Here is a 25,283-nt window from a genome sequence, read left to right as displayed (position 1 = left end):
GAACCGCGCTGCTGGTCTTCCTGGTCGGTCCTGCGGTGATGCTGTGGTCCTCTCTCTCGTCCGATGTCCTGCTGCGCCTGCGCTACAGGTGCGCGAGCTTGTACAGCGCGGGCGCTGCCGCGCGCACGGTCGCCCACTCCTCCTCGGTCAGGCCGGAGGCCAGCTCCGCGAGCCAGGCGTTGCGCCGCCGGCGGCTCTCGTCGAGGATCGTCTGGGCCTGCTCGGTCATGCTGACCACCACCTGCCGCCGGTCCTCGGGGTGCGGCTCCCGCCGCACCAGCCCCTTCTCCTCCAACATCGCGATGATTCGCGTCATCGACGGCGGCTGCACATGCTCCCGCCGCGCCAACTCCCCAGGTGTGGCACTGCCACACCGCGCGAGCGTCCCCAGCACACCCATCTCGGTGGGACTGAGGGACTGCTCCACATGCTGGTGCCGCAACCGCCGCGCCAGCCGCATCACGGACGACCGCAGCTGACTGACAGCGGCGAGGTCGCCCTCGGACATCTCGGACATGATACTTAGCTTACGTCATTACTCTCTCTAATTAAAAATCGCCCCACCGCCCCACCGCCCCACCACCCCACCACCCGAGCGCACACCACGGACAGCAGCGAGGGCGGCACCGGTGGGGAACCGGTGCCGCCCTCGGCGGTGGTCATGCGCCCGGCAGGCCCGGGCGGGGCGCCTGCTCGGTTGCGGCTCAGCGCGGGAAGGCCCGACGCGAGCGCCAACTGCTGTGCTCACGCGCCACCGCGTCCTCGACGTCGCCGGCCAGCAGCGACCAGGTCGACTCCGCGTCCGTGTCGTTCGGATCCAGCACCGACAACTTGCCCCACACCAGGTCGAGTTCCTTGGCGGCCAGCTGGTAGGCCGAGACCAGCGGGCGCAGTTGCTTGAGCTGGGTCCAGGCGATGATCGCGGCGGCGGCGGCCGAGCAGGCGCCGAACAGGCTCACCGAGATCGCACCGGTGGCCTGCGCCACGGCGGCGGCGCCACCGATGATCATCAGCGCGACCGTCCCCAGCCCCCAGGAGACGGCCTGCGACTCGCAGGCGTCCGCCTTGGCCAGGTACCAGGTGCGCTGGCCCTCCACCCGCAGCCGCAGGTACATGGTGCGCCGCGCGGTCAGCCCGGCGGCGCGCAACTCCCGCATGCCGTCGGTGATCTCCGGCACCGCGTCGGGCGGCAGCACCCCGGTCTCCTCGAAGGTCCGCAGCACCTCGGCGATGTGCGCCCGGTACTCCTCGTCGACCTCGGGCGAGTCGGCCGGGCCGCCGAACGGGCGAGCCCGCACCGTGTACTTCCAGGCCAGCGTCTTCACCGACTCCGCGGCGGCGCGCGAGGCGTACCAGCGGGCCTGCGGGTTGGCCTGCCGCAGCCTGGACCAGAAGTAGCCGGCCGCGAGGAAGGCCGCCACCGAGATCAGCGGGGCGACGCTGCCGTGACCGCCGCTGCCCGGACCGATCACCGCGCTGACCGCCGCCGCGACCACCAGCATCAGGATCAACCCGCGGTACCAGCGCAGGGTCTGCCGCTGCGCCTCGACCGAGGCCTGGTCGGCGGTGCGGAACTGCTCCGGCAGGAAATCCGCCTCGTCGATCCCCGTTGGGTCCCATCGCGCCATCGGCAAGTGCCCCCTCACACCTCACGGGCAGTATGCCCAGCGCCAACTGGGCTACACAGCACGGTTTCCGGTCAGCCCCGGCGTCCGGAAACCGGTGTGACCCGACGTCATCACCGCTCAGAACAGAGCGAGTTCGCCCCCTCAGGTCCCCCTGCCAGGGCATCCCGTTCTCTACGCTGCCCCCATGACCGGCGACAGCCCCGACCCGGCGGCAGGCCAGAAGCTGCTCTGGTACGCCGCCTACGGCTCCAACCTGCACCTGGCCCGGCTCACCGCCTACCTGGCCGGGGGCCGCCCGCTCGGCGGCGCCCGCGACTACCCGGGCTGCCGCGACCCGCGTCCGCCACGCGACAGCCGCGCGATCCGGTTGCCGGGCCGGCTGTACTTCGCCCTGGAGTCGACCGTCTGGACCGGCGGCATGGCCTTCTACGACCCCGCCGCCACTACCGCCACCACTGCCGCCCCTGACACCGGCTCCCCCGGCCACGACGGCACGGCGGCGCGCGCCTACCTGATCACCGCCGCCCAGCTGAGCGACCTGGCCGCCCAGGAGATGCGCCGCCCGCCCGGCACCGACCTCGACCTGCGCCAGGCCCTGCGCGAGGGCCGCGCCGTCCTGGGCCCCGGCCGCTACGACACCCTGATCCACCCGGGCGACCTGGAGGGCCGCCCGCTGCTCACCTTCACGGCCCCCTGGCCGCTGGCCGAGGCCCCGCTCAACCCACCGTCCGCCCGCTACCTGCACCACCTCGCGGCCGGCCTGCGCGAGGCGCACGGCTGGCGCACCACCGAGATCGCCGCCTACCTGAGCACCCGCCCCGGCGCCGCCGGCCACTGGAGCCCGCAGCAGCTCACGGACCTGCTGACCTGACGCACCGTCAGCACCTCGTCGCGGAATGGGCCTCGTCCTCTGCTCCAAGGCCACCGGCAAGCCCCTGTGGTCCCCGGTCACCTGGGGCCACTCCGGCGCCTCCGCCGTCATGCAGCCCGACGGCAACCTCGTCGTCCACGGCCCCGACGGCAGGGCGCTCTGGGCCACGGGCACCTACACCTCCGTCCCCGACGGCCACCTCGTGGTGCAGCACGACGACAACCTCGTGCTCTACGTCACCGACACCGGCGCCGCCTGGTCCAGCGGGACCTACGGCCAGTCCTGACCCTGCGCCCTACGTCGTGAGCCCGGCCCCGCACATCGCGGGGCCGGGCTCACGACGGGTCGGGCGAGCGCTACTTGGCCAGCCCGAGCGCCGGCATCATGTAGTAGAAGGCGAAGACCGCCGCCACCACGTACAGCGCCACCGGCACGCTGCGCCCGCGCCCGGTCGCCAGCCGCAGCACGCAGAAGGTGATGAAGCCCATCCCGATGCCGTTGGTGATGCTGTAGGTGAACGGCATCAGCACCATGGTCAGGAACGCCGGAATGGCGATCGTGTAGTCGCTCCAGTCGATCTCGCGGATCGAGTTGGCCAGGATCAGGAAGCCGACCGTGACCAGCGCCGGGGTCGCCGCCTGCGCCGGCACCATGGTGGCCAGCGGGGTCAGGAAGAGCGCGAGCATGAAGAGCGCGCCGGTGACCAGGCTGGCGAAGCCGGTGCGGGCGCCCTCGCCGACGCCCGCCGTCGACTCGACGAAGCAGGTGTTGGCCGAGGAGGAGGTGGCGCCGCCCAGCGCGGTGGCCACGCCGTCGACCATCAGGATCCGGTTGATGCCCGGCAGGTCGCCGTTCCGGTCGAGCAGGTGGGCCTCGTCGGCGACGCCGAGGATGGTGCCCATCGCGTCGAAGAAGGCGCTCATCAGCACGGTGAAGACGAAGAGGATCCCGGTCAGCACGCTGACGTGGTGGAACCCGCCGAACAGGCTGACCTGGCCGACCAGCGAGAAGTCCGGGGTGGACACCGGGTTGCCCGGCCACTTGGGCACCGTCAGGCCCCAGGCCTCGGCGGGCAGGTTGGCGGCCTTCTGGATCACCACGGCGACCAGGGTCATCACCACGATGGAGATGAGGATCGCGCCCGGCACCTTGCGCACCACCAGCACCAGGGTGAGCAGCACCCCGAGCACGAAGACCAGCACCGGCCAGCCGTGCAGGTGACCGCCGATGCCGAGCTGCAACGGGACGGTGGTGTGGGCGATGTCGGGCACCCGGCTGACGAAGCCGGAGTCGACCAGGCCGACCAGCGCGATGAAGAGGCCGATGCCGATCGCGATCGCCTTGCGCAGGCCGAGCGGCACGGCGGTCATCACCCGTTCGCGCAGGCCGGTGGCGACCAGCAGCATGATGCAGATGCCGGCCAGCACGACCATGCCCATGGCGTCCGGCCAGGTCATCTTGGGCGCGAGCTGGAGCGCGACGATGGTGTTCACGCCCAGGCCCGCGGCCAGGCCGATCGGCACGTTGCCGATCACCGCCATCAGCAGGGTGGTGAGCCCCGCGGTGAGCGCGGTCGCCGTGACCAGCTGAGGGAAGCTCAGCGCGTGCTTGTTCACGTCCACGGCGTTGGACAGGATGATCGGGTTCAGCACCAGGATGTAGGCCATGGTGAAGAAGGTGGCGACGCCGCCACGGATCTCCCTGGGCAGGCTGGAGCCGCGCTCGGAGATCCGGAAGTAGCGGTCGAGGGCCGCGGAAGGCATGCGATATGTCCTCTGGTGGGGGCACAGGAGGGCCTTCAGTATGTGTTCATGGTCGTGCACGCGCCATCTTCGCGCGTAGATTCGGCGCCCCTCCCGAGCGCGCATCAGTCCAGGTGGCGCACATCCGAAGCCGTAGGCTGAACCCCATGCCGAAGACCCCGCTGCACCCCTCACCGCCTCCCATGGAAGCCAACGACGTCGCGATCGTCGGCGGCGGGACGGCGCTCTGGTTCCTGGGCTTCGTGGTGCTGCTCCCGTTCCACAGCACGCTGCGGGAGCACGGGCACGGCAACTGGCCCTGGGTCTGCCTGGCCGGCGGCCTGCTCGGGCTGATCGGCGTGTGGTACTGCCGGGGCAGGCGGGCGGCGATCCAGCGCTCCCGGGCCGCGGACGCCGCGGCGTCCGCCACCGGGACCCCGACGGACGGTGTCCGCCGCGAGGAGGACTGAGCCCCCCGCCGAGTGGTCCACCCGGTCGGCCCGACCGGTCCCATAGAGGGACGCACCGGACATTTCCCGCCCGTAGAGTCGGTGCCATGACGCACCCCGCCGACCGGAGCACGCCAGCCGACGACCCCGCCGACGCCCCGGCCGCGGCCGGCCCGGGCACCCTCGTCCGTCCGGGTGGCCTGAGCGCCGCCGAGGTGGCGCAACGGGTGGCCCAGGGTCAGGTCAACGACGTACCGGTGCGGTCCAGCCGGTCGGTGCCGGAGATCGTCCGAGCCAACGTCTTCACCCGGTTCAACGCGATCATCGGCGTGCTCTTCGCGGTGATCCTGGTGGTCGGCCCGATCCAGGACGGCCTGTTCGGCCTGGTGATCGTGGCCAACACCGCGATCGGCGTGATCCAGGAGGTGCGCGCCAAGCGGACCCTGGACAGCCTGGCGCTGATCGGCGAGGCCCGCCCCGAGGTGCGCCGCGACGGGCAGGTGGCGCAGATCGCGGTCGGCGAGATCGTGCTGGACGACACCGTGCTGCTGGGCATCGGCGACAAGGTGATCGTGGACGGCGAGGTCACCGAGGCGGACGGCCTGGAGATCGACGAGTCGCTGCTCACCGGCGAGCCCGACCCGGTGCACAAGCGCCCGGGCGACGCGGTGATGTCCGGCAGCTTCGTGGTGGCCGGCTCCGGCGCCTTCACCGCCACCAAGGTCGGCCGCGAGGCCTACGCGGCCCAGCTGGCCGAGGAGGCCAGCCGGTTCACCCTGGTCAAGTCCGAGCTGCGCACCGGCATCGACACCATCCTGCGGTTCATCACCTACCTGCTGGTCCCCACCGCGATCGGCCTGGTGATCAGTCAGTGGTCGGTCGAGCACAACGACTGGCGCGAGGCGGTGCGCCGCACGGTGGCCGGCATCGTGCCGATGGTGCCCGAGGGCCTGGTGCTGCTGACCTCGGTGGCCTTCGCGATCGGGGTGGTCCGGCTGGGCCGCAAGCAGTGCCTGGTGCAGGAGCTGCCGGCGATCGAGGGGCTGGCCCGGGTGGACACCGTCTGCCTGGACAAGACCGGCACCCTCACCGAAGGTGGCATGGACGTGCAGGAGCTGCGCGCGCTGGACGGCGACGCGCAGCCCGGCCGGCTCCAGCAGGTGCTGGGCACCCTGGCCGGTGCCGACGCCCGGCCCAACCCGAGCATGCGGGCGATCCTGGACGCCTACGGCACCGCCGCCCCCGAGGACGACCGCACCGGCGACCGCACCGGCGACGGTGACAGCACCGCCGACGGCGGCGGCTGGCGGGTGCTGGAGGCGGTGCCCTTCTCCTCCGCCCGCAAGTGGAGCGGCGCCCAGCTGCGCGAGCCGGACGGCGCCGAGGCCGGCTGGCTGCTCGGCGCCCCCGACGTGCTGCTGCCCACCGGCCACCCCGCGCTGACCGCGGTGGACGAACTCGGCGCGCAGGGCCTGCGGGTGCTGCTGCTGGGCCGCACCACCGTCCCGCTGGACGCCCCCGACCCGGCCAAGGGCCTTGCGCCGCTGGCCCTGCTGGTGCTCCGGCAGCGGCTGCGCCCGGACGCCGCCGCGACGCTGCGTTACTTCGAGGAGCAGCGGGTCCAGGCGAAGGTGATCTCCGGCGACAGCGCGGTCTCGGTCGGCGCGGTGGCGGCGAGCCTGGAGCTGCCGGGCGCCGACCACCCGCTGGACGCCCGCACGCTGCCCACCGAGCCCGAGGCGCTGGCCGACACCGCCGAGCGCACCACCGTCTTCGGCCGGGTGACGCCGCAGCAGAAGCGCGAGCTCGTCGGCGCGCTGCAGTCGCGCGGGCACCACGTGGCGATGACCGGCGACGGCGTCAACGACGTGCTGGCGCTCAAGGACGCCGACATCGGGGTGGCGATGGGCTCGGGCAGCGAGGCGACCCGGGCGGTGGCCCAGATCGTGCTGCTGAACGACAGCTTCGCCACGCTGCCCTCGGTGGTCGCCGAGGGCCGCAGGGTGATCGGCAACATCGAGCGCGTCGCCAGCCTGTTCCTGGTGAAGACGGTCTACTCCGTCCTGCTGGCGCTGCTGGTGGTCTTCACCCAGGTGCCGTACCCGTTCCTGCCCCGGCACTCCACCGTGCTGAGCGCACTGACCATCGGCATCCCGGCCTTCTTCCTGGCGCTTGCGCCGAACAACGAACGGGCCAGGCCCGGGTTCGTGCGCCGGGTGCTGCGGCTGGCGATCCCCGGCGGGGTGATCGCGGGCACCGCCACCTTCGTCGCCTACGTGCTGGCCCGCGGCGACCACGCCACCGACCTGAAGGCCGACACCAGTGTGGCCACCCTGACGCTCTTCATCGTGGCGATCTGGGTGCTGGCGATCGTGGCCCGCCCGTACACCTGGTGGCGGCTGCTGCTGATCGCCACCATGTGCGGGGCATTCGCCCTGGTGCTGGTGGTCCCCTGGCTCTCCGACTTCTTCCAGCTCAAGCTGGTCGGCATCCGCGACCCCTGGACGGGGGTGGCCGTCGCCGTGGTCGCCGGCCTGCTGCTCGAGGTGGTCTGGCGGTTCGTCCGGCGCTCGCTGGACGAGGAGTAGGACGAGCAGCGGCCGGGGCCCCAGGGCCTGTCTGACGCGGCACTAGGACGCGAAGAAGGTCTTCGCCCGCTCCAGCGCCCCGAGATCCTCGGCGATCTGGCCCGGCTTGTTGGCGGTGCCGAGCAGCGCGCCGCCCCAGCGCATCTTCAGGTACTCGGCGGACAGCCGCAGGGTGCCGACCAGCGGGTCGGCCGGCGCGTGGTCCTCGGTGGTCAGCACGGTGACGCCCCAGAGCGTCTTGGCGGCCATGCCCGCCTTGAACTGCGCGCCCGGCACCCGCATCCAGCTGACCCAGTGGTCCAGGTAGAGCTTGGCGTCGGCACTCACGCTGTACCAGTACAGCGGCGAGGCGATCACCAGGTCGGTGGCCCACAGGGTGGCCTCCAGCAGGGTCCTGGCGTGGCCCTCGGGCTGCGGGTAGCGGCCCTCGCCCGCGTGCCGGATGTCGGTGAACGGCGGCAGCGGCAGCTCGCTCAGCCGCAGCCAGCGCTGCTCCACCGCGGCGGGCAGCTGTTCGGCCGCCCGCCGGGTGAGCAGTTCGGTGTTGCCCTCGGAGCGGGTGCTCGCGAGCAGGAAGAGGAACCTGCGCCCGGTGGCGCCCTCGGCTGTGTCGATCACGGCCACAGGGTAGCCACCGGCGCCCTCCGGGCACTCAGCAGGTCAGCGCACTCTCAGCGGCTCAGGACTCGAAGTCGCGGGCCGCCGAGAGCTCGTAGGCCCGGTCCGGCTCGGTGAGCGCGGCCAGCACCTCGAAGCGCCGGTGCCACTGGCCCACCGACCAGGCCAGCCCGGCGGCCAGCCCCTCGGGCGTGGCCGCGTGCAGCAGCCCGGCCACCGGCGGCACCTCGAACTCGCCGCCCACCGTCGGCCAGTAGGTGCCGTCCTCCTCGTCCTCGGCCTCGGTCAGCTCCGGGTCGTAGGGCAGCTCGGGCGAGGGCGCGGCGGTGTCCCAGCGCCAGTCGACCGCGGCCTCCTCGCCGTCCGGGCCGACCACCAGCAGCTCCTCGTGCTCCTCGTAGGCGGCCGGGCAGCCGGGCAGCAGCTCCCGGACGAACGAGGGCACCCGGTGCAGCGTGCCCTCGGAGAGCACCCGGCCGCCGGCCACCTCGCTGGCCAGCGAGACGTGCAGCCGCTCGGCGAGCGCCGGGGCCAGCTCCGGGGCCACCGGGACCAGCGGGTAGGGGTGGAGCAGCTGCACCAGGTCCGGGGCGTCGGCGACCACGGCCTCGGTGGCGTCCACCACCACGGTGTGCGCCGGGCGGCGCCCGGTGGCCTCGTCCAGCGGCGGCAGGGCGCGCACCTCGTCGTGCTCCTCGCCCCAGCCGGGGTCCGGCGAGGATCCGCCCTGCACGCCGGCCAGCGCGGTGTAGATGCCGTGCAGCTGACGGTGCGAGACCTCGCTCGCCGGGTCGGTGAGGTGGTCCAGCAGCTCCTCCGAACCGTGCGGCTCGGCGAGCAGCGCGGCCAGCGTGGTGCGCACCCCGAGCGCGTGCAGGAACTGCTCGTCCAGCGTGGTGCGGGCCTCGTCGTAGAGGCCGCGCAGCAGCCAGTCGCCGCCCGCCGCGCGCAGGCCGGCCGGCTCGCGGCCGTCCAGCACCGGGTGGTCGCGCAGCCACCAGGCGGTGTAGGGCGGCAGGTCGGTGTAGCTGCCGTCGGGCAGCAGGGCGCGCACGGGGGTGATCACCGCGTCCCGGTAGGGCGGCCGGGCGAGCCGGGCCAGCGCCTCGGGCCAGGCGTCCTCGTCCACCAGGTCCAGGTCGCGCACCACCAGCAGCTCCGCGGCCACCGGCGGCACCCCGACCTCGGCGTCGTCGATGTGCAGCTGCTCCAGGACCTCCTCGCACCAGTCGGCCAGCCCGTCCGGCGCCTCGTCCAGCAGGCCGGTCGGGTTGCCGCCGACCGCCCGGTCGGCGGGCGCGGTCGGGTCCAGCCGCTCCAGGTCGTCCGGGTCGAGCACCGCGTCCTCGGCACGCACCAGCACGAAGTCGCCCAGCACCCCGACGGCGGCCAGCACCTCGGGGCCCCAGCGCTCCAGCAGGTCCTCGTCCACGAAGGGCGCGTCCTCGGGGCGGGCCAGCCGGGCGAGCGGGCCGTCGGGCAGGATCAGCTCGCCGGCCCGGGCCAGCTCGCCCTCGTCGTCCGGCAGCGCGAGGCGGGCCAGCCACGGGTGGTCCCCGGCCTTCGCCCCCGCGGCCCGCACCAGCCCGAGCACCGCGTCCGCCAGCTCGGCGGCGGCCTCGAAGTCGTCCTCGCCCAGGTCGAGCGAGCGGGCCACGGCGGCCCGCAGCTCGGGGGTCGCCAGCACCCCGGCCGGGGTGGCGACGGTGGCGCCGAGCTTGGCCAGCAGCGGGTGCGCGGCATCGGGGTGGGCCAGCCGCAGGTCCAGCAGGTCGAGCGCCTGGGCCAGCGCCTGCGGGTAGCCGGGGAAGCCCGCCCAGTCGGCGTCGTCGGAGGGCAGCAGCACCCGGCGCGGCCCGGTGACGGTGCGTCCGGTGGCCAGCGGCACCGGCAACGCGCCGAGCGCCTCCGGGTCGGCGCCGGCCAGCGCCCCGTACAGGCTGCGCCACCAGGCCGGCTCCCGGTCCAGGCCGCCGAGCTGGTCGACCACCTCGGCCAGCGGGATCCGGCGCACCTGCAGGGCGCGCAGCTCCGCGCGCCGCTCCAGGCCGGCCGGCAGCAGCCCCGGGAAGATCGGCGCCAGCGCCTCGACCACCGAGGAGTCCGCGCCCTCCAGCAGCGTGGCGTCGCGCGGGCGCAGCGCCGGGGTGCCCTCCTCCACGGCGGTGGGGTGCGGCAGGAAGGCGGTGCCGGGCAGCCGGGAGAGCACCGCGGCGCGCAGCGCGTTGTCCAGCGCGCCCTGGCCCAGCGGCCCGGGGACCAGGACCAGCGAGCCGAGGTCGGCGCCGCGGGCCCGCAGCAGGTCGGTGTAGGCCTCGGCGGCGCGCTCGGTCAGGAAGTCGGCGAGCGGCCCGGGTGCGACGTGGCGGCGGGTGGAGTCCAGCGGGTAGGAGGCGATCAGCAGCGCGGGCAGGCCCAGCGGCTCCTCGCTCGGGGTGGGCGCGTGCAGCACCGGGGCGACCGGCAGCGGCTGCGGGGTACCGGCGGCGGAGACCGGGACGGCCCAGGTCACCGTCCAGTACGGCCGGGTGCGCTCCTCCACCGGACGGTCCGCCAGCAGCTCGGCGGCCAGCGCGCCGGTACTGGTGACGGTCTGCCAGATGGAGACCGCGGTGCCGCTCCCGCTCTGCTCCGTGAGGGTGACCTGGCCCAGGCCGCCCTCCTCGGCGTGCTCGGCCCGCTCGACGGCCGAGCGGGTCAGCGTGCGCACCCGCCCGTCCGGCATCTCGATCACGATCTCGCCCAGGCCCGGCAGGGTGAGCAGCAGCGCGTCGTCCACCCCGTCGAGCAGACGGCGGGTCAGGTCCTCGGCGGCACCGTCGCGCAGCGGCAGCAGCACCACCGTGTCGTAGCCGGCCGGCGGCTCGCCCTCGGCGGCCAGCGGCAGCCGCAGCAGCGGCACGTGGCCGTCGCGGCGGCGCAACTCCTCCGCCAGTGCGGGCGCCTCCCCCGCCGCGCGGTCGGTCAGCGCGCGGGCCTCGGCCAGCGACCAGCGCACCGCGCCGCTGTGCCCGAGGATGGCCGGCTCGTCGCTGACCGCCAGCACGGCCGCGAAGCCGACCCCGAACCGGCCCACCGTCGGGGTCGTGTCGGCGCGCTTGGAGGAGGCCCGCAGGGTGGAGAGCGACTCGACGGCGGCGGCGTCCAGCGGCGCGCCGGTGTTGGCCACCGCGAGCACGCCGTCGCGCAGGGTCAGCCGCAGCCGGCCCGGGCCGCGTCCGGCGCGCGCGGCGGCGTCGGCCGCGTTCTGCGCCAACTCGACCACCAGCCGGTCCCGGTAGCCGCCGAGCGCCAACTCCTCCTCGGCGTTGGCGTCCTCCCGGAACCGGGCCGCGGCGGCCGTCCAGCCGTCCAGCACCCGGCGGCGCACCTCGGCCGTGCCGAAGTGGTCGGCCGCCTGTCCGTCGCCGCCACTGCCGATGATGCGAGGCTCCACAGGACCCGCCCGCCTTCCCCAACCGTCACACGAGATCCGTTGGGGGCATTCTCCCCCGTGTCGGGGCGCCCGCCGACCACGGCCACCGGGGACGGGCCCGGACCCGGCGGAGCCCCGGGCGGCGAACGCTCCGGGGCTCCGGTACGACGGTGCGGGTCAGCTGGTCAGGAGTGGCCCAGCTCCTCGGCCGGGGCGTCCGGCTCCACCGAGCCGCCGGCCCGGTCGGGGTGCAGGTGCAGCGGCTCGACCACGGTCTCGTCCAGGATCAGCTCGGCGGGCACCGGCGGGGCCGGCAGCACGGCCGCCTCGGAGTGGCCGCCGCAGCCGTAGGCGAGCGAGACGATCTGGCCGTCGGCCGGTCCGTACTCGTTGCCGCAGATGCCGAAGGCCTGGCCGAGCGAGCCGCCGATCGCGATCAGGAAGCCGCAGCTGGTGCAGGAGGCCGGGGCGGACTGCGCCATCGGGCTCTGCGGGCCGTGCGTCTTCTCCCAGCGGTCGGCGGCCAGGTGCAGGCCGAGCCGGGAGAGCACCCGCGGGCGGGCCATCCCCAGCTCGTCGGCGACCGCGCCGATCTGCGCGCGGGCCGGCGCGGGCTGCACGTGCGGGTCGGACAGCTCCAGGTCCTCCTCGCCGTCGAAGACGGCGGAGTTGGGCGCCGGCTCGTCCTCGCCGGACCAGCCGGGGGTCAGCCGCTCGTCGTCGGCGCCGGTGGGCAGCAGGTCGCCCGGGCCCAGGTCGCCGGGGCGCAGCCGCTCGCTCCACGGCACCCACTGGGGGGCGAGCACCGCGTCGGCGCCGGGCAGCAGCACGACCTCGTCCAGGGTCACCAGCTTGGCGCGCGGCGCACGGGCCACGGTGACGGCCCACTGCCAGCCACGGTAGGCGGCGTCCAGGCACTCGAAGGTGTGGGTGACCACCCGTTCGCCTTCGGCCCGGGCCGCCAGATGCGCGCCGACAGCCTCGGCGCCGACCGCCTCGATCGCTGCCTGCCTGGCGAGTTCGACGGCCTCGGCACAGAGCCGGTCTGGGGTACGGCTTCGCATCGCAGCACTCACGGCGTCGGTTCTCTCCAGTCTTCTTACCTGCAGCCTAATCGCCCGGTGTCTCGCCCGGGCCGTTCGGGACGTCTCGGCCACCGGGGGCGCGCGCCCGTGGCCACCGCGTCGTCGACCGAACCGCGGTACCGCTCGCTCAAGGTACCGGCCCCTATTCTGCGTGACCGCGAGCCTCACGGGGACCGGCCGCGCCGCCGTCGGGCCAGGCCGACCGGCGCACCGCGCGCTCCACCCTAGGGCTCGTAGTGCAGGCTACCCGCCGCGCAGGTCCACGCGACAGCCCGATGAGCGGCCGTCGAGAGTAGCAGCTGTGCCCGACCGCGCCGAGCGGGCCGTAATCCCTCGTCCCGGGCGGGTTTGTCAGGCAGGATTGCCTGTGTGGCGGACGAAACTCCGTCGCAGCACGCCAGGCCGGTCGCCGTGCCGCGACAGCAGCTCTCGATCCCCGGGGTGGACGATGCGGATCCGCACCCGGCGGACGGATCCCCGCTGCCCGGGTCGCCCGCGACCGGGACGAGTCCGCCGGTCGACCTGACCAAGTCCGCGCGCCCCGAGATCAGGGCTCCGCAGCCCGATCCCGGCCCCGGACCGGATCTCGAACCGGGCCCGGCCCCGGAGGCCGACCTCGATCCGGACCCGGAGCCCGAGCCGCCGGCGCGGCGCAACCTGCTGCTCCGCGGTGCCTCGGCGGCCGGTCTGGGCACCGGGCGGGTGGTGCACGGCACCGGACGGCGGATCCGCAAGGCCACCTCGGCCGACGGCGCCGGCGAGTCCGGGCTGGCCAAGCTGATCGAGCTGCACGCGCTCAACTCCTTCGGCGACATGCTGATCACCATCGCGCTCGCCTCCACCATCTTCTTCTCGGTGCCCACCAGCGAGGCCCGTGGCCGGGTGGCGCTCTACCTGCTGGTCACCATGGCCCCGTTCGCGCTGCTCGCCCCGGTGATCGGCCCGCTGCTGGACCGGCTGCCGCACGGCCGCCGGGCCGCGATGGCGATGGCGATGCTGACCCGGGCGGTGCTCGCCTGGACCATGGCGGGCTCGATCGCCGACGGCAACCTGACGCTCTATCCGGAGGCGCTGGGCTGCCTGGTGGCCTCCAAGGCGTACGGCGTGGTGCGCAGCGTGGTGGTGCCCCGGCTCAAGCCCGCCCGGGTGACGCTGGTGAAGGCCAACTCCCGGGTGACCCTGGCCGGCCTGCTGGCCACCGGCCTGGCCGCCGCGGTGGGCGGGCTGCTGCACCTGGCCGGGCCCTCGTGGCCGCTGCGCGGCGCCTTCCTGGTCTTCGTGATCGGCACGCTGATGGCCTTTCACCTGCCGCACCAGGTGGACTCCGCCAAGGGCGAGCAGCGCGCGGTGCTGCACGCCAGCCCGCACGCCGACCCGCAGGACGCGACCGCGCAGGACGGCCGGGCCGATGCGGCGCCCCGGCCCAAGGGCACCCTGCGCACGGTGGGCCCCGCGGTGATCCTGGGCCTGCGGGCGGTGGCGGCGCTGCGCGGGCTGAGCGGCTTCCTCACCCTCTTCCTGGCCTTCCTGGTGCGGGTGGCCCCGGTCGGCGGCGTGTCGCCGACGGTGGGCCTGGGTCTGCTGGCGGTGGCGGCGGGCGGCGGCAACGCGCTCGGCTCGGTCTTCGGCTCCTGGCTGCGCAGCCGCGGCTCGGAGGCCCTGATCACCGCGATGCTGCTGCTGGCCACCGCAGCCGCGGCAGCCGCCGCGATCTGGTACAACCTGGTCACCGTGCTGGCGGTGGCCGCGGTCGCCGGGATCGCCGCCTCGCTGGCCAAGCTCGCGCTGGACTCGCTGATCCAGCGCGACGTCCCCGAGGCGGTGCGCACCTCCACCTTCGCGCGCTCGGAGACCCTGATGCAGCTGTGCTGGGTGGCCGGCGGCGCGCTCGGCATCCTGCTGCCGCTGAACGGCACGCTGGGTCTGTCGGTCGCCGCCGCGATCCTGGGCGTGGCCCTGCTCTGGACGGTGCTGGCGCTGGTCCGGCTGGGCGTTCGCGGCGGCGCACCGCACCCCCGCGTCGCGTGACCGGCAGAGTTGGATAGCCTTCGTCCATGAGCCTCAGCACCCGTGTCATCGCCGCCCTCGGCGCCGTGGTCGTGATCGGCGCCGGCACGCTCGGTGGGTCCATCGCCTACGCCTCCGGCCAGCCCAAGCCGATCGCGACCAAGGCCACCGTCACGATCGGCCGTTCCTCGCAGGAGTTCACGCCGGACCCGGTCTGCTACAACGGCGGCAAGCCGCTGGACGCCGCCGCCAACCAGGCCTGCGCCGCGTTCTCCAACCAGCCCGCCCAGTTCCGCAAGCTGTCGATCAAGACCAGCGACCAGATCGGCGTCGGCCTGGACCCGGACAGCGCGAAGAACGGCTGGCGCGCCTACACCAACGGTGGCGGCGGCCAGGGCACGGCCACCATCGCGAACTACCAGAAGACCAGCACCTTCTCCGGCCTGGTCCCGGCCGTGAACGTGCTGACCCAGGTCCGCGACACCACGCTGACGATCATCGAGTTCGACCCGAAGACCGCCGACTCCGCGAAGCCGGGCATCATCGCGGTCTGGTTCCTCGACCTGCAGAACGACGCCGCCCCGGTGGGCCAGCAGCAGTCGCAGGACGCCAGCCAGGGTCAGGACCCCTCGCAGGGCCAGTGACCCTGCCCCAGCGCGCCGACGAGCAGCCGAGCCCTCCTGGGGGTGCTCGGCTGCTCGTCGTGGTCGCGGTGGCCGCCGAGGCCGAGGCGGTGCTGCGCGGCGCGGGCGCCGACCGGGTCACCGTGGTGACCGCGGGAGTCGGCCCGGCCGCAGCCGCCGGTGCCACCGCCCTGGCGCTGGCCACCGGGCGCCACCCGCTGGTGGTCTCGGCCGGCATCGCCGGCGGCTTCGCCCCGCACGCGCCGATCGGCTCGGTGGTCGCGGCCGACGCGATCGTCGCCGCCGACCTGGGCGCGCAGACCCCCGACGGCTTCCAGGACGTGGCCGAGCTGGGCTTCGGCACGGTGCGGCACACCCCGTCGCCGGCCGCGCTCGCGCTGCTGGCCGGGGCGACCGGGGCGGTGGTCGGGCCGGTGCTGACCGTCTCGACCGTGACCGGCAGCGCCGAACGCGCCGCGGAGCTGACCGGCCGCCACCCGGGCGCCGTCGCCGAGGCGATGGAGGGCTTCGGGGTGGCCGAGGCCGCCGTCCGGTGCGGTGTGCCGGTGCTGGAGCTGCGCACCGTCTCCAACGCCGTGGGCCCGCGCGACCGCGCCGCCTGGCGGATCGGCGAGGCGCTGGGCGCGCTGGAGCGCGCCTTCGCCGCGCTGCCCTACGACCGACTGACCGCACTGCACCCGCTCGACTGAGGAGACCACCGGTGGCTGAGCCGCTGCGGATCGCGTACTCGCCCTGCCCGAACGACACCTTCGTCTTCCACGCCTGGACGCACGGCCTGCTGCCCGGCCAGGAGGCGCCCGAGGTGCTCTTCGCGGACATCGACGTCACCAACGGGCTCGCCGAGCGCGGCGAACTGGACCTGCTCAAGGTCAGCTACGCCGCGCTGCCCTGGCTGCTGGACCAGTACGCGCTGCTGCCCTGCGGCGGCGCACTGGGCCGCGGCTGCGGCCCGCTGGTGCTCACCCGGCCCGGCGAGGAGGGCGACCTGAGCGGGCGCCGGATCGCGGTGCCCAGCGAGCGCTCCACCGCCTACCTGCTGTTCCGGCTCTGGGCCGCGACCGCGGTGCCCGGCGGGTTCGGCGAGATCGTGGTGCTGCCGTTCCACGAGATCATGCCGGCGGTGCGGGACGGCCGGGTGGACGCCGGGCTGGTGATCCACGAGGCGCGCTTCACCTACCAGGAGTACGGGCTGGCCAAGCTGGCCGACATGGGCGAGGCCTGGGAGGCGGCGACCGGGCTGCCGATCCCGCTGGGCGCGATCATCGCCAAGCGCTCGCTCGGTGCGGCCAGGCTGCGCGAGCTGGCGGCGGCGGTGCGCGGCTCGGTCGAGGCGGCCTGGGCCGATCCGGCCGCCTCGCGCGCATACGTGCTGGCGCACGCGCAGGAGATGGACCCGGCCGTTGCCGACCAGCACATCGGGCTGTACGTCAACGAGTTCACCGCCGGGCTCGGCGACGAGGGCTACGCGGCCGTGCGCGCGCTGCTGACCCGGGCGGCCGAGGAGGGCCTGGTGCCCGCCCTGGCGCCCGAGGCGCTGGCCTTCCCGTAACGCGGCACGGGAAGGCCTGCCGCAGCTCGACGTCTCAGATGTCGAACTGGTCGGCCACCGCGCGCAGCACCACGGCCAGCTTCTGCCCGGCCGGCTTGGCCGGGTAGCGGCCGTGCTGCAGCCCCGGCAGTGCGGCGTCCAGCATGGTGATCAGGTCCTGGACGATCGGTGCCATGTCGTCGGCGCTGCGGCGCTGCGCGGCGGCCACCGACGGCAGCGCGTCCAGCAGGGTGACCCCCATCGCCTGGTCGCCGCGGTGCCCGGCGACCACCCCGAACTCCACCCGCTGCCCCGGCTTGAGTGCGCTCACGCCGGCAGGCAGCGCCTTGCTGTGGACGAAGACGTCCTCACCGTCGTCGCGCGACAGGAAGCCGAAGCCCTTCGTCTCGTTGAACCATTTGACCTGGCCGGTGGGCATCTCGAATGTCCTCAGTGTGGATGGGGTGGGTGTGGCGGCGCCCCGGCGTCGTCGTCGGGGTGCCCGGTGCGGATCAGGGACGGGCCGGTCTCACCTGCGGTGCGTCGTGCGCGGTGCGCCCGGCGGGGGGTCGCGGGTGGCCGCCGACCCGGACGGGCCGGTGAACGGCGTCCGTCGGCGGCAGGCTAACGGCCGGTCAAGGGTTTCACTCGCACACGTCCGGTGGTTGGTATCCGGCTCTGGCGAGTGTGGCCGGCCAGGGCGTGACACGGCCTGCTGACGACGGCTGGGCGGACGTCACGGCTCACACCCCCTTGGCTGGACGATGGGATCGGGCGACCCCGTGCGAAACCTGCATACCCCCGCCACCGGGAGTCCGAAACTCGCTGTCCCCGGCGAACCGCAGGCAGTGACGAGGCCCGGATCGACGCAGGTGGCGAGGGGTCGGCCGGCACGGGCCGGGCCACGGGCGGGCTCGCGGTCCGGTTTGCGGTCCGGGTTCTGCGAGACTGGGGCGATGGCTCCGCGGGAGTGCCGCGGGCGGGCGACAGGTGCAGCAGGAGGCGGCCGTGAGCAGCAAGGCGTCGGGCGAGGGCCTGGTCCGGATCGGAGCGGTGGTCTTCATCGTGGGCGCGCTGGCCACCATCGCGACCTTCGTCCCGCTCTTCTTCCACCTCACCCCGCTGCCGACCCCCGCCTACTTCGCGAGCATGCTGATGCCGCTGGGCTTCCTGTTCGCGCTGGTCGGCCTGTTCCGCTCGGCCCGCGCCCAGCGCCGCCGGGCCGACGCGCAGGCCTGAGCCCGCGCGGCGTCAGCCGCGGCGGTGGTCGGCCAGCCAGGCGGGGAACTCCCGCAGATCCGCCAGCACCACGTCCGCCCCGGCCTCGGCGAGCTGCCCGGCGTCGTAGGGCCCGGTGGCCACCGCGACCGCCAGCGCCCCGGCGACCCGGGCGCCGATGATGTCGCCGAGGTGGTCGCCGACGTAGATCCCGGCGCCGTGCTCGCGCAGCGCCGCGCCCTTGGTCTCCGCCCACAGGTCGCCGACCAGCGCGTCGTGCTCCAGGTCCGCGTGCTCCAGGTGCAGGCGCGCGTTGGGCTCGTACTTGCCCGTGATCACCACCACCCGGCCGCCGGCCGCCCTGACCGCCGCCACCGACTCCCGCGCGCCGGGCAGCGGCACCGTCGGCGCCAGGGCGTGCTCGGGGTAGAGGGCGCGGTAGCGCTCCAGCGCGGCCGGCAGCCGCGCCTCGTCGAACCAGTTGGCCAGCTCGACGGTGAGCGGCGGGCCGAGCCGGGTGACGGCCAGGTCGGCGTCGATGTAGGTGCCGGTCTCGGCGGACAGCGCCAGGTAGGTGGCCCTGATCCCCGGACGGGTGTCGAGCAGGGTCATGTCGAGGTCGAAACCGACGGTGAGCGGGGCAGGCGCTGAGATCGCAGACATGCCTTCACCTTAAGGCGCTCAGCATCCCGTTATATTTCCGGCAAATAGGACATCCTTCCCGGGGGCCTGCAGCGCCCGATCCTGACGCCGTTCCCCGCCCCCACCCGGCCGCCGAGGAGCCCGATGCACCGTCACCCACCGCGCCGAGCCGTGCTGGGCGCGGCCCTGGCGACCGCGCTCGGCAGCTGCCGCCGAGCCCCGGCCGTGCGGCCTCCGCAACCGGTGAACACCGCCACCGCCGCGGCCACCGCCACCGTCACGGCGGCGACCGGGGCGGTGGAGGTCCCGGGCCGGCCGCTGCGGGTGGTGGCCCTGGACACCGCCGAGCTGGACTCGGCGATGACCCTGGGCATCACCCCCGTCGGCGCCTGCCGGGCGGCCTACGACACCGGCCTGCCGGGCTACTGGCCGACCACCCGGCTCGCCGAGGTGGCCGACGCCGGCACCATCGGGACGCCGGACCTGGACCGGATCGGCGCGCTGCGCCCCGAACTGATCCTGGGCAACGCGCTGCGCGACGGCGCGCACTTCGAGGCGCTGCGCGCGATCGCGCCCACCGTGCTCAGCCGGACCACCGGATACCCGTGGAAGGACAACGTCCAGCTCCACTCGAGAGCGCTCGGCCGGCCGGTGGAGGCCGACGCGGTGGCCGCCGCCTACCGCGGCCAGATCGCCGCGACGAGCCGCGCGCTCGGCGGCCCGGGTGCCACCGGCGGGCGCAGGGTCAGCCTGGTCCGGTTCGTCCCGGGCGGGCGGATCAGGCTCTACGGCCGGCAGAGCTTCCTCGGCACGATCCTGGCCGACCTCCAGCTCGGCCGCCCCGATGCGCAGAACGTCGACCAGTTCGACGTCGAGATCACCCCCGACCAGCTCGCCGGGGCCGACGGCGACGTCCTGCTCTACGCCGTCCACGGCGGCCCGGCCGCCGCAGCCGCGGCCGTCCTGACCGGCCCGGCCTGGCACGCCCTGGGCGCGGTCCGCGGCCACCGCGCCTTCCCGGTGGACGACCAGCTCTGGTTCGAGGGGATCGGCTACACCGGAGCCAGCCTGATCCTCGCCGAGCTCCAGACACTGCTCACCTACTAGGCCAGCCTCGCCCCGGGCGCGTACCCGCGTGCTCCCGCCGGCGCCGCCCGACCTCTTGTGACCCGCGCCACAGCGGGACCACCATGGCGGTATGACGAACACTCAGCTCCGAGGTGAGTCACCCGCCGGGCAGGACGAGGCGTCCCATCGCCGCAAGTCCGCGCTGGCCCACGCGTTCTCGCTCGCGGCCGACGAGTACGACGAGGCCAACGGCGGCTTCTTCAATCCGATCGGCGCCCGCCTCGCCCGGCTGGCCGGCCTGCGGCCCGGCGACCGGGTGCTGGACGTCGGCTGCGGCCGGGGCGCGGTGCTCTTCGCCGCGCTCGCCGAAGTCGGGCGGGAGGGCTACGTGGTCGGCGTGGACCTGGCTCCGGGCATGGTCCGCGCCACGGCCGCGCAGGCCGCCGGGCGCGGCCTGCGCAACGTCTGCGTCCGGGTCGACGACGCGGAGGCGCTGGGCTTCCCGGACAGTTCCTTCGAGGCCGCGCTCTCCTCGTTCGCAGTGATCTTCACGCCCGATCCGGCGGCGGCGCTGGACTCGGTGCACCGGGTGCTGGTGCCCGGCGGGCGGTTCGCCTTCACCGCCTTCGGCGCGGACGAGCCCGGCTGGGAGCGGCCCGGCGCGGCGCTCAACGCCTTCCTGCCGCCCGAGGCGGCCCGGGTGCGGCAGAGCAGGGCGGCCAGGTTCAATCCGCTGGGCCGCAGCCCCGAGGAGGCGGCCGAGCTGCTGCACCGGGCCGGTTTCGGCGACGTCCACACGGTCGAACACCCCGCGGCCACCCACTACCCGGACGCCGAGGCCTGGTGGCGCTCGCAGCGGGCGGGCGGGTGGCGCGCCGTACTGGAGGCGATCCCGGCCGAGCGCCTGGACGAGGCGCGAGCGGCGGCACTGGCCGAGCTCACTCCGCTCATGGCGGCGGACGGCAGCCTGGTGCGGCGCACCGCGATCCGCTACACGACGGCCCTGCGGGCGTAGCGGCGGCCGATCGTCGCGGCGTGCAGCCGGTGCAGCACCGGTATCAGCCCGTACACCACCACCGGCACCACGATCCCACTGAGGATCAGGGTTCGGACGACGAGCGGCAGGTGGGCGGTGTGCGGGCCGAGCAGCCCCAGCACCAGGGTGATGGTCGGGTAGACGGCCACCCAGGTGATCACGGCGCGGTGGTGCACGGACGGAGCGGACATGGCGAGGCCCCCAGGGAACGCAGTAACTCCAACTGACTGGTTGGAATGAGTCTGGCACGCGCCCCGGGCTATGTCCAACCATTCAGTTGGACATCTCGCCCTAGACTGCCGCCATGGCATGGGACACCGAGAGAACCAAGCAGCTGCTGCTGGACGCCGCCGTGCGGGAGTTCGCCGAGCACGGCCCCGAAGGTGCTCGGGTGGACCGGATCGCCAAGCTGGCCGGCGTCAACAAGGAGCGGATCTACCAGTACTTCGGCAACAAGGAACAGCTCTTCGGGCACGTCATCGACCAGGAGCTGGCCAAGGTGATGGCCGCCGCCTCACCGCTGCCCGAACACTGCGAGGACCTCGGCGAGTTCGCCGGGCTGCTCTTCGACTGGCACGCGGCCAACCCCACCTTCCTGCGCCTGCTGCGCTGGGAGGGGCTGCTGATCGAGCCGCAGCCCACCGCCCGGGACAACGAGCGGGCCGCCTACTACGCCCAGCGAGTCACGGCGATCACGGAGGCGCAGCAGGCCGGGACGATCAGCCGCGAGCTGCCCGCCCAGCACCTGCTGTACGCCGTCTTCGCGCTCTCCGCCTGGTGGTTCACCGCGCCCAAGGTGATCGCCATGGTGATGGCGGGGCTGACGGACGACGACCTGGCCAGCCGGCGCGCGGCCCTGGTCAAGCTGGCCCGCAAGCTCGGGGAGTGACCCGGGGCCGGCTCCCCCGCGTCAGCCCAGCGGGCGCCGGCGCAGCGCCACCGCCAGCAGGAAGACGGCCGACAGCACCCCCGCCAGCCGCAGCACCCCGGGGGCGGCGGTGAGGGTGGCGTGGGTCACCGGAGCACCCTTGGCCAGCGCATCGCCCCAGCGGCCCTCGGAGCGCCCCCAGAACCAGATGCTGGAGGCGGTCATGGTGATCATCGGGATGCCGAAGACCGCGAACTTCTTGGTCAGGTTGCCGAGCCGGGCCGAGAGGTAGGCCAGGCCCCAGCCGGCCAGCAGCACCAGGATCACCCCGCTCACCGCGCCGCCCACCAGCACCGCGGCGGCGAGCAGCAGCAGCGGCGAGGGGCGCCGGCCGGCCAGGACCGAGGCCGCGGGCAGCTCGCCCGCCGCCTCGATCCCCTGCTCCGGCTCCGGTTCCACCGCGGCACCCTTGCCCGGTCTGCCGCGCCGGCCCGCCTTGCCCCCCTTGCCGGGCGGCTGCTCGGGGACGGGCGCCTCCTCGGCCGGCGGCTCGGCGGTCTCCGTGTCGTCCGGCGGGAACTCGATCGTGACGGCGTCCCAGCCGGGGAAGTCGGCAGCAGCCGGCGGGCGGCCCGCGCCGGGACTGGCCGGCGCGATCAGCCAGGCGGCGGGGGCTCCCTCCTCGGGCGCGACGGAGGCCTGCCGCGGGATCTCGGCGGCCGGTTCACGGCGGGCCGCGGCGGCGGCGGGGGTGCGCTTGCGGAAGATCGAGTGCGGCGCCCGGCGCGCCGGGATCCCGGGCCCGGCGGACGGGGAAGCCGTGGGGACGGCCGCAGTGGGCGGCGCGGTCGGGCGCGGCGGCACGGCGGACCCGCTCAGGTAGACCCCGTCCTCGGCGCCCGCCTCCGCCGCCTGCTGACCCGCACCCCGGCCCGCCGTCGACCCGGGCTCCGCGGCCGCGCCGGCGCCCGGCACGGCGCCCAGCACCCGCCAGGGTCCGTCTACCCGCCACCACTCGCCGCCCGACAGACCGCCGGTCAGCCGCTCGCCGACCTCGCCGTCCGCAGGCCGCGCACCGCCCCGCTCGCCAGGCCGTCCGCCCGACTGCCCACCCGCCATCGTCCGCCACCCTGTTCCGTACGCCAGGCCCCGCCGTCCGCTGACGCTACCGACTGCCGCCCGGCCATGCGAGAGCTACCCGCCCAATGCCCCGCGCGTCGCCGCGCCACCCCCGGTGCCGGGACCGCCCGGCGGGCGGCACCGCCCGCCCGGGGATCCCGCACCGGCGCGGCCCCCGCACGCCAACCGCTGCGACTACGCTGGGTCGGATGACCACCGAGCCGAACGGAGCCTCCGGCGGGGCCCGCACCCTCGCCGACGAACTCCGCGCCAGCAGCGACCAGGCACTCGCCACCCTGCTGCGCCTGCGCCCCGATCTGCTCAACCCCGTGCCGACCGACCTCACCCAGCTGACCGCCAGGCTCTCCAGCCGGGCCTCCGCGCTGCGCGCGCTGGAGCGGCTGGACCGCTTCACGCTGCAGGTGGCCGAGGCGCTGGCCGCGATGCCGGACGGCGGCGCCGCCACCGTGCTGCGCGACCTGCTGGCCGGCCCCGCCCGGGTCAAGGCGCACCCCGGCGCCGAACCGGTGGACCGGGCCGCGGTGATCGCCGCGCTGCCCCGGGCACTGGCCGCGCTGCGCGAACGCGGGCTGCTCTGGGGCCCCGACACGGCGCCGCACCTGGTGATCGCGGTCCGCGAGGCACTGGCCCCCAGCGCCGCCGGGCCCGGCGGCACCGGCCTCGGGCCGACCCTGGGCGAGGCCACCCTGGGGATGTCCCCGGCCCGACTGCAACAGCTGCTCGCCGGCGCCGGCCTGCCCGCCACGCCCGACCCGGTGACCGCGGTGGCGGCCCTCGGCGCGCTGTTCGCCGACCGCAAGCGGTGCGCCGCGCTGCTCGCCGAGGCGCCGCCGGCCGCGCTCGGGGTGCTGGACCGGCTGGTCTGGGGCCCGCCCACCGGCACCGTGCCCGACGCGGCCCGCCCGGTCACCGCCGATCAGGCGCGCAGCCCCGTCGAGTGGCTGCTGGCCCGCGGCCTGCTGCTGCCCTCCGGCCCCGGCACCGTGGTGCTCCCCCGCGAGGTCGCACTGCACCTGCGCGGCGGACGCAGCCACCGCACCGTCACGCCGCTCGCACCGGTGGTGGTCCCCGTCGCCGAGCGCGATCCACAGGCTGTGGACAGCGCGGCGGCCGGCCAGGCCCACACCGCGGTCCGCACCGTCGAGGAGCTGCTCGACCTGTGGGGCCTGCAGCCGCCCGCCGCGCTGCGGGCCGGCGGCCTGGGCGTGCGCGACCTCAAGCGGGCCGCCCTCGCCCTGGAGACCGACGAGGCGGGCGCCGCCTTCTGGCTCGAACTCGCCTACGGTGCGGGCCTACTGGCCCCCGACGGCGAGGTGGGCGAACTGGCTGGGCGGACCGGCGAGGTCTGGGCCCCCACCCCCGCCTACGACCTGTGGCTGCAGCAGCCGACCGCCGAGCGCTGGGTGCTGCTGGCCCGCGGCTGGCTGGCCGGCACCCGGGTGGCCGGGCTGGTCGGCGCACCCGACGGCAAGGGCAAGGCGCGCGCCGCACTCGGCCCCGAGCTGGACCGGGTACTGGCGCCGGTCACCCGGCGCGCCGTGCTCGGCCTGCTCGCCGAGCTGCCGCCCGGCACGGTGGCCGACGCCGAGGCGCTGCTGCCCGTCCAGCGCTGGCACCGCCCGCTGCGCGGCGGCCCCACCGGCCCCGACGGACGCGAGCTGCGCGACCAGCTGACCTCGTGGAGCCTGGCCGAGGCCGAGCTGCTCGGCGTCACCGGGCGCGGCGCGCTCGGGTCGGCGGGCCGCGCCCTGCTGGCCGGGCAGGACCCCGCGCCGGTGCTCGCCCCGCTGCTGCCGCAGCCGCTGGACCACGTGATCCTGCAGCCCGACCTGACCGCGATCGCCCCCGGGCCGCTGCTCACCCCGCTCGCCCAGGCGCTGGCGCTCTGCGCCGAGATCGAGTCCAAGGGCGGCGCCACCGTCTACCGGTTCACCGCCGAATCGGTCCGCCGGGCGCTGGACGCCGGGCGCAGCGCCACCGATCTGCACGCCTTCCTGGAGCAGCACTCCCGCACGCCCGTCCCGCAGCCGCTCAGCTACCTGATCGACGACGTCGCGCGCCGGCACGGCGTGCTGCGGGTCGGCGCGGCCGGCGCCTACCTGCGCTGCGACGACCCCGCGCTGCTCGCCGAGGTGCTCGCCGACCGCCGCGCCGCCGAGCTGCGGCTGCGGCTGCTCGCGCCCACCGTGCTGGCCGCCCAGAGCGGCCCGGAGACGGTGCTGACGGTGCTGCGCGCGATGGGCTACGCGCCGGCCGCCGAGTCCGCCGAGGGCGACCTGGTGATCACCCGCCCCGACAGCCACCGCACCCCGCCGCGCAGCGCCCCCGCCCCGATCGCCGACGGCCCCACCGCCCCGGACGACGTGCTGCTCGGCGCGGCCGTCAAGGCGATCCGGGCCGGCGACCGGGCCGCCACGGCGCACCGCCGCGAGACCGTCACCGGACCCGCCGCCACCCGCCCCGAAACGGGCCCGGCCCGCACCGACACCCGTCACCTGCCGCGCACGGCGGCGGCCGACACCCTGGCCGCGCTGCAGACCGCGGTGCTGCTCGGCGAGCGGATGTGGATCGGCTACATCAACGCCGAGGGCCTGGCCTCGCAGCGGGTGATCGACCCGGTCAAGGTGGAGGGCGGCTACGTCACCGCCTTCGACCACCACGCGGAGAAGCTGAACACCTTCGCGCTGCACCGGATCACCGGCGTGGCCGAACTGGACGAGGGCTAGCTGGGTAGGG

The 25,283-nt window shown here is 75.1% G+C and carries 23 protein-coding genes; 13 read left to right on the top strand and 10 right to left on the bottom strand.

Features of this window, described 5'->3' with window-relative positions; genetic code table 11:
- Window positions 1–82: 82 nt before the first annotated feature.
- Together OG294_RS22730 and OG294_RS22725 are read right to left on the bottom strand one after the other, a co-directional pair.
- A complete protein-coding gene (locus OG294_RS22730; RefSeq protein ID WP_327068370.1) occupies window positions 83–517 on the bottom strand; it encodes a MarR family winged helix-turn-helix transcriptional regulator in 435 nt (144 codons plus the stop codon).
- 187 nt (window positions 518–704) lie between these two features.
- On the bottom strand, window positions 705–1,628 hold the full coding sequence (locus OG294_RS22725) for a DUF4231 domain-containing protein (RefSeq protein ID WP_327068369.1): 924 nt from the start codon (window positions 1,626–1,628) through the stop codon (window positions 705–707).
- A gap of 184 nt (window positions 1,629–1,812) precedes the next feature.
- Here OG294_RS22725 and OG294_RS22720 point away from each other — a divergent pair, with 184 nt between their 5' ends.
- Window positions 1,813–2,499, top strand: a complete 687-nt coding sequence (locus OG294_RS22720; protein ID WP_327068368.1) for a histone deacetylase — start codon at window positions 1,813–1,815, stop codon at window positions 2,497–2,499.
- Window positions 2,500–2,524: 25 nt separating this feature from the next.
- The gene (locus tag OG294_RS22715) at window positions 2,525–2,785 is read left to right on the top strand and encodes a hypothetical protein (protein WP_327068367.1); all 261 of its coding nucleotides are present in this window, start codon (window positions 2,525–2,527) and stop codon (window positions 2,783–2,785) included.
- A 70-nt stretch (window positions 2,786–2,855) separates the two neighbouring features.
- Here the strand turns inward: OG294_RS22715 and OG294_RS22710 are convergent, their stop codons facing one another.
- Window positions 2,856–4,262, bottom strand: a complete 1,407-nt coding sequence (locus OG294_RS22710; RefSeq protein ID WP_327068366.1) for an NCS2 family permease — start codon at window positions 4,260–4,262, stop codon at window positions 2,856–2,858.
- A 146-nt stretch (window positions 4,263–4,408) separates the two neighbouring features.
- Here OG294_RS22710 and OG294_RS22705 point away from each other — a divergent pair, with 146 nt between their 5' ends.
- Together OG294_RS22705 and OG294_RS22700 are read left to right on the top strand one after the other, a co-directional pair.
- The gene (locus OG294_RS22705; RefSeq protein ID WP_327068365.1) at window positions 4,409–4,711 is read left to right on the top strand and encodes a DUF2530 domain-containing protein; all 303 of its coding nucleotides are present in this window, start codon (window positions 4,409–4,411) and stop codon (window positions 4,709–4,711) included.
- Window positions 4,712–4,797: 86 nt separating this feature from the next.
- Window positions 4,798–7,278 (top strand): HAD-IC family P-type ATPase, encoded by a 2,481-nt coding sequence (locus tag OG294_RS22700; RefSeq protein ID WP_327068364.1) that lies wholly within the window; start codon window positions 4,798–4,800, stop codon window positions 7,276–7,278.
- Between the two features lie 42 nt (window positions 7,279–7,320).
- Here OG294_RS22700 and OG294_RS22695 read toward each other — a convergent pair whose 3' ends face one another.
- The 3 genes from OG294_RS22695 to OG294_RS22685 all read right to left on the bottom strand — a co-directional run bounded on the left by OG294_RS22695 (window position 7,321) and on the right by OG294_RS22685 (window position 12,375).
- Window positions 7,321–7,893 carry a flavodoxin family protein gene (locus tag OG294_RS22695; protein WP_442789355.1) on the bottom strand — a complete coding sequence of 191 codons (573 nt, stop codon included), beginning with the start codon at window positions 7,891–7,893 and terminating at the stop codon, window positions 7,321–7,323.
- Window positions 7,894–7,957: 64 nt separating this feature from the next.
- Window positions 7,958–11,332 (bottom strand): sacsin N-terminal ATP-binding-like domain-containing protein, encoded by a 3,375-nt coding sequence (locus OG294_RS22690; protein ID WP_327068362.1) that lies wholly within the window; start codon window positions 11,330–11,332, stop codon window positions 7,958–7,960.
- Window positions 11,333–11,496: 164 nt separating this feature from the next.
- Window positions 11,497–12,375: a DUF3027 domain-containing protein gene (locus tag OG294_RS22685; RefSeq protein WP_327068361.1), complete on the bottom strand. Its 879-nt coding sequence runs from the start codon at window positions 12,373–12,375 to the stop codon at window positions 11,497–11,499.
- Window positions 12,376–13,053: 678 nt separating this feature from the next.
- Between OG294_RS22685 and OG294_RS22680 the strand changes: the two genes are divergently transcribed.
- From OG294_RS22680 to OG294_RS22665, 4 genes are read left to right on the top strand one after another with little or no spacing between them, the layout of a single operon-like run.
- On the top strand, window positions 13,054–14,424 hold the full coding sequence (locus OG294_RS22680; RefSeq protein ID WP_442789354.1) for an MFS transporter: 1,371 nt from the start codon (window positions 13,054–13,056) through the stop codon (window positions 14,422–14,424).
- 26 nt (window positions 14,425–14,450) lie between these two features.
- Window positions 14,451–15,047 (top strand): hypothetical protein, encoded by a 597-nt coding sequence (locus OG294_RS22675; RefSeq protein ID WP_327068360.1) that lies wholly within the window; start codon window positions 14,451–14,453, stop codon window positions 15,045–15,047.
- The gene (locus tag OG294_RS22670) at window positions 15,044–15,736 is read left to right on the top strand and encodes a futalosine hydrolase (RefSeq protein ID WP_327068359.1); all 693 of its coding nucleotides are present in this window, start codon (window positions 15,044–15,046) and stop codon (window positions 15,734–15,736) included. Before OG294_RS22675 ends, OG294_RS22670 begins: the two co-directional genes overlap by 4 nt.
- Window positions 15,737–15,747: 11 nt before the next feature.
- Window positions 15,748–16,596 carry a 1,4-dihydroxy-6-naphthoate synthase gene (locus tag OG294_RS22665; protein ID WP_327068358.1) on the top strand — a complete coding sequence of 283 codons (849 nt, stop codon included), beginning with the start codon at window positions 15,748–15,750 and terminating at the stop codon, window positions 16,594–16,596.
- Window positions 16,597–16,630: 34 nt separating this feature from the next.
- Here the strand turns inward: OG294_RS22665 and OG294_RS22660 are convergent, their stop codons facing one another.
- Window positions 16,631–17,014 carry a cold-shock protein gene (locus OG294_RS22660; protein WP_327068357.1) on the bottom strand — a complete coding sequence of 128 codons (384 nt, stop codon included), beginning with the start codon at window positions 17,012–17,014 and terminating at the stop codon, window positions 16,631–16,633.
- Between the two features lie 569 nt (window positions 17,015–17,583).
- Between OG294_RS22660 and OG294_RS22655 the strand changes: the two genes are divergently transcribed.
- Complete coding sequence (locus OG294_RS22655) at window positions 17,584–17,814, top strand: hypothetical protein (RefSeq protein WP_327068356.1); 231 nt, start codon at window positions 17,584–17,586, stop codon at window positions 17,812–17,814.
- 12 nt (window positions 17,815–17,826) lie between these two features.
- On the opposite strand, the gene OG294_RS22650 is transcribed toward OG294_RS22655, so the two are convergent.
- Window positions 17,827–18,456, bottom strand: coding sequence for an HAD family hydrolase (locus tag OG294_RS22650; RefSeq protein ID WP_327068355.1), 630 nt, complete (start codon window positions 18,454–18,456; stop codon window positions 17,827–17,829).
- Between the two features lie 123 nt (window positions 18,457–18,579).
- Between OG294_RS22650 and OG294_RS22645 the strand changes: the two genes are divergently transcribed.
- Together OG294_RS22645 and OG294_RS22640 are read left to right on the top strand one after the other, a co-directional pair.
- A complete protein-coding gene (locus OG294_RS22645) occupies window positions 18,580–19,542 on the top strand; it encodes an iron-siderophore ABC transporter substrate-binding protein (protein WP_327068354.1) in 963 nt (320 codons plus the stop codon).
- Window positions 19,543–19,633: 91 nt separating this feature from the next.
- A complete protein-coding gene (locus tag OG294_RS22640; RefSeq protein ID WP_327068353.1) occupies window positions 19,634–20,518 on the top strand; it encodes a class I SAM-dependent methyltransferase in 885 nt (294 codons plus the stop codon).
- Here OG294_RS22640 and OG294_RS22635 read toward each other — a convergent pair.
- Complete coding sequence (locus tag OG294_RS22635; RefSeq protein WP_327068352.1) at window positions 20,494–20,730, bottom strand: hypothetical protein; 237 nt, start codon at window positions 20,728–20,730, stop codon at window positions 20,494–20,496. The genes OG294_RS22640 and OG294_RS22635 overlap by 25 nt on opposite strands.
- Window positions 20,731–20,843: 113 nt before the next feature.
- Here OG294_RS22635 and OG294_RS22630 point away from each other — a divergent pair, with 113 nt between their 5' ends.
- The gene (locus tag OG294_RS22630; protein ID WP_327068351.1) at window positions 20,844–21,428 is read left to right on the top strand and encodes a TetR family transcriptional regulator; all 585 of its coding nucleotides are present in this window, start codon (window positions 20,844–20,846) and stop codon (window positions 21,426–21,428) included.
- 21 nt (window positions 21,429–21,449) lie between these two features.
- Here the strand turns inward: OG294_RS22630 and OG294_RS22625 are convergent, their stop codons facing one another.
- Entirely contained in the window at window positions 21,450–22,526 is a 1,077-nt protein-coding gene (locus OG294_RS22625) for a hypothetical protein (RefSeq protein ID WP_327068350.1), read from the bottom strand.
- Between the two features lie 209 nt (window positions 22,527–22,735).
- Here OG294_RS22625 and OG294_RS22620 point away from each other — a divergent pair, with 209 nt between their 5' ends.
- Entirely contained in the window at window positions 22,736–25,273 is a 2,538-nt protein-coding gene (locus OG294_RS22620) for a helicase-associated domain-containing protein (RefSeq protein ID WP_327068349.1), read from the top strand.
- Window positions 25,274–25,283: the final 10 nt, after the last annotated feature.

Source organism: Kitasatospora sp. NBC_01302, assembly GCF_035976515.1.
Lineage (GTDB): Bacteria > Actinomycetota > Actinomycetes > Streptomycetales > Streptomycetaceae > Kitasatospora.
This window is presented reverse-complemented; position numbering and strand designations above follow the sequence as displayed.

Bases quoted from the DNA above. Each gene is read 5' to 3' on its own strand.
- OG294_RS22730 (WP_327068370.1), bottom strand. From the start codon at position 517: ATGTCCGAGATGTCCGAGGGCGACCTCGCCGCTGTCAGTCAGCTGCGG.
- OG294_RS22725 (WP_327068369.1), bottom strand. From the start codon at position 1,628: ATGGCGCGATGGGACCCAACGGGGATCGACGAGGCGGATTTCCTGCCG.
- OG294_RS22720 (WP_327068368.1), top strand. From the start codon at position 1,813: ATGACCGGCGACAGCCCCGACCCGGCGGCAGGCCAGAAGCTGCTCTGG.
- OG294_RS22715 (WP_327068367.1), top strand. From the start codon at position 2,525: ATGGGCCTCGTCCTCTGCTCCAAGGCCACCGGCAAGCCCCTGTGGTCC.
- OG294_RS22710 (WP_327068366.1), bottom strand. From the start codon at position 4,262: ATGCCTTCCGCGGCCCTCGACCGCTACTTCCGGATCTCCGAGCGCGGC.
- OG294_RS22705 (WP_327068365.1), top strand. From the start codon at position 4,409: ATGCCGAAGACCCCGCTGCACCCCTCACCGCCTCCCATGGAAGCCAAC.
- OG294_RS22700 (WP_327068364.1), top strand. From the start codon at position 4,798: ATGACGCACCCCGCCGACCGGAGCACGCCAGCCGACGACCCCGCCGAC.
- OG294_RS22685 (WP_327068361.1), bottom strand. From the start codon at position 12,375: ATGCGAAGCCGTACCCCAGACCGGCTCTGTGCCGAGGCCGTCGAACTC.
- OG294_RS22675 (WP_327068360.1), top strand. From the start codon at position 14,451: ATGAGCCTCAGCACCCGTGTCATCGCCGCCCTCGGCGCCGTGGTCGTG.
- OG294_RS22660 (WP_327068357.1), bottom strand. From the start codon at position 17,014: ATGCCCACCGGCCAGGTCAAATGGTTCAACGAGACGAAGGGCTTCGGC.
- OG294_RS22650 (WP_327068355.1), bottom strand. From the start codon at position 18,456: ATGTCTGCGATCTCAGCGCCTGCCCCGCTCACCGTCGGTTTCGACCTC.
- OG294_RS22645 (WP_327068354.1), top strand. From the start codon at position 18,580: ATGCACCGTCACCCACCGCGCCGAGCCGTGCTGGGCGCGGCCCTGGCG.
- OG294_RS22640 (WP_327068353.1), top strand. From the start codon at position 19,634: ATGACGAACACTCAGCTCCGAGGTGAGTCACCCGCCGGGCAGGACGAG.
- OG294_RS22635 (WP_327068352.1), bottom strand. From the start codon at position 20,730: ATGTCCGCTCCGTCCGTGCACCACCGCGCCGTGATCACCTGGGTGGCC.
- OG294_RS22630 (WP_327068351.1), top strand. From the start codon at position 20,844: ATGGCATGGGACACCGAGAGAACCAAGCAGCTGCTGCTGGACGCCGCC.
- OG294_RS22625 (WP_327068350.1), bottom strand. From the start codon at position 22,526: ATGGCGGGTGGGCAGTCGGGCGGACGGCCTGGCGAGCGGGGCGGTGCG.
- OG294_RS22620 (WP_327068349.1), top strand. From the start codon at position 22,736: ATGACCACCGAGCCGAACGGAGCCTCCGGCGGGGCCCGCACCCTCGCC.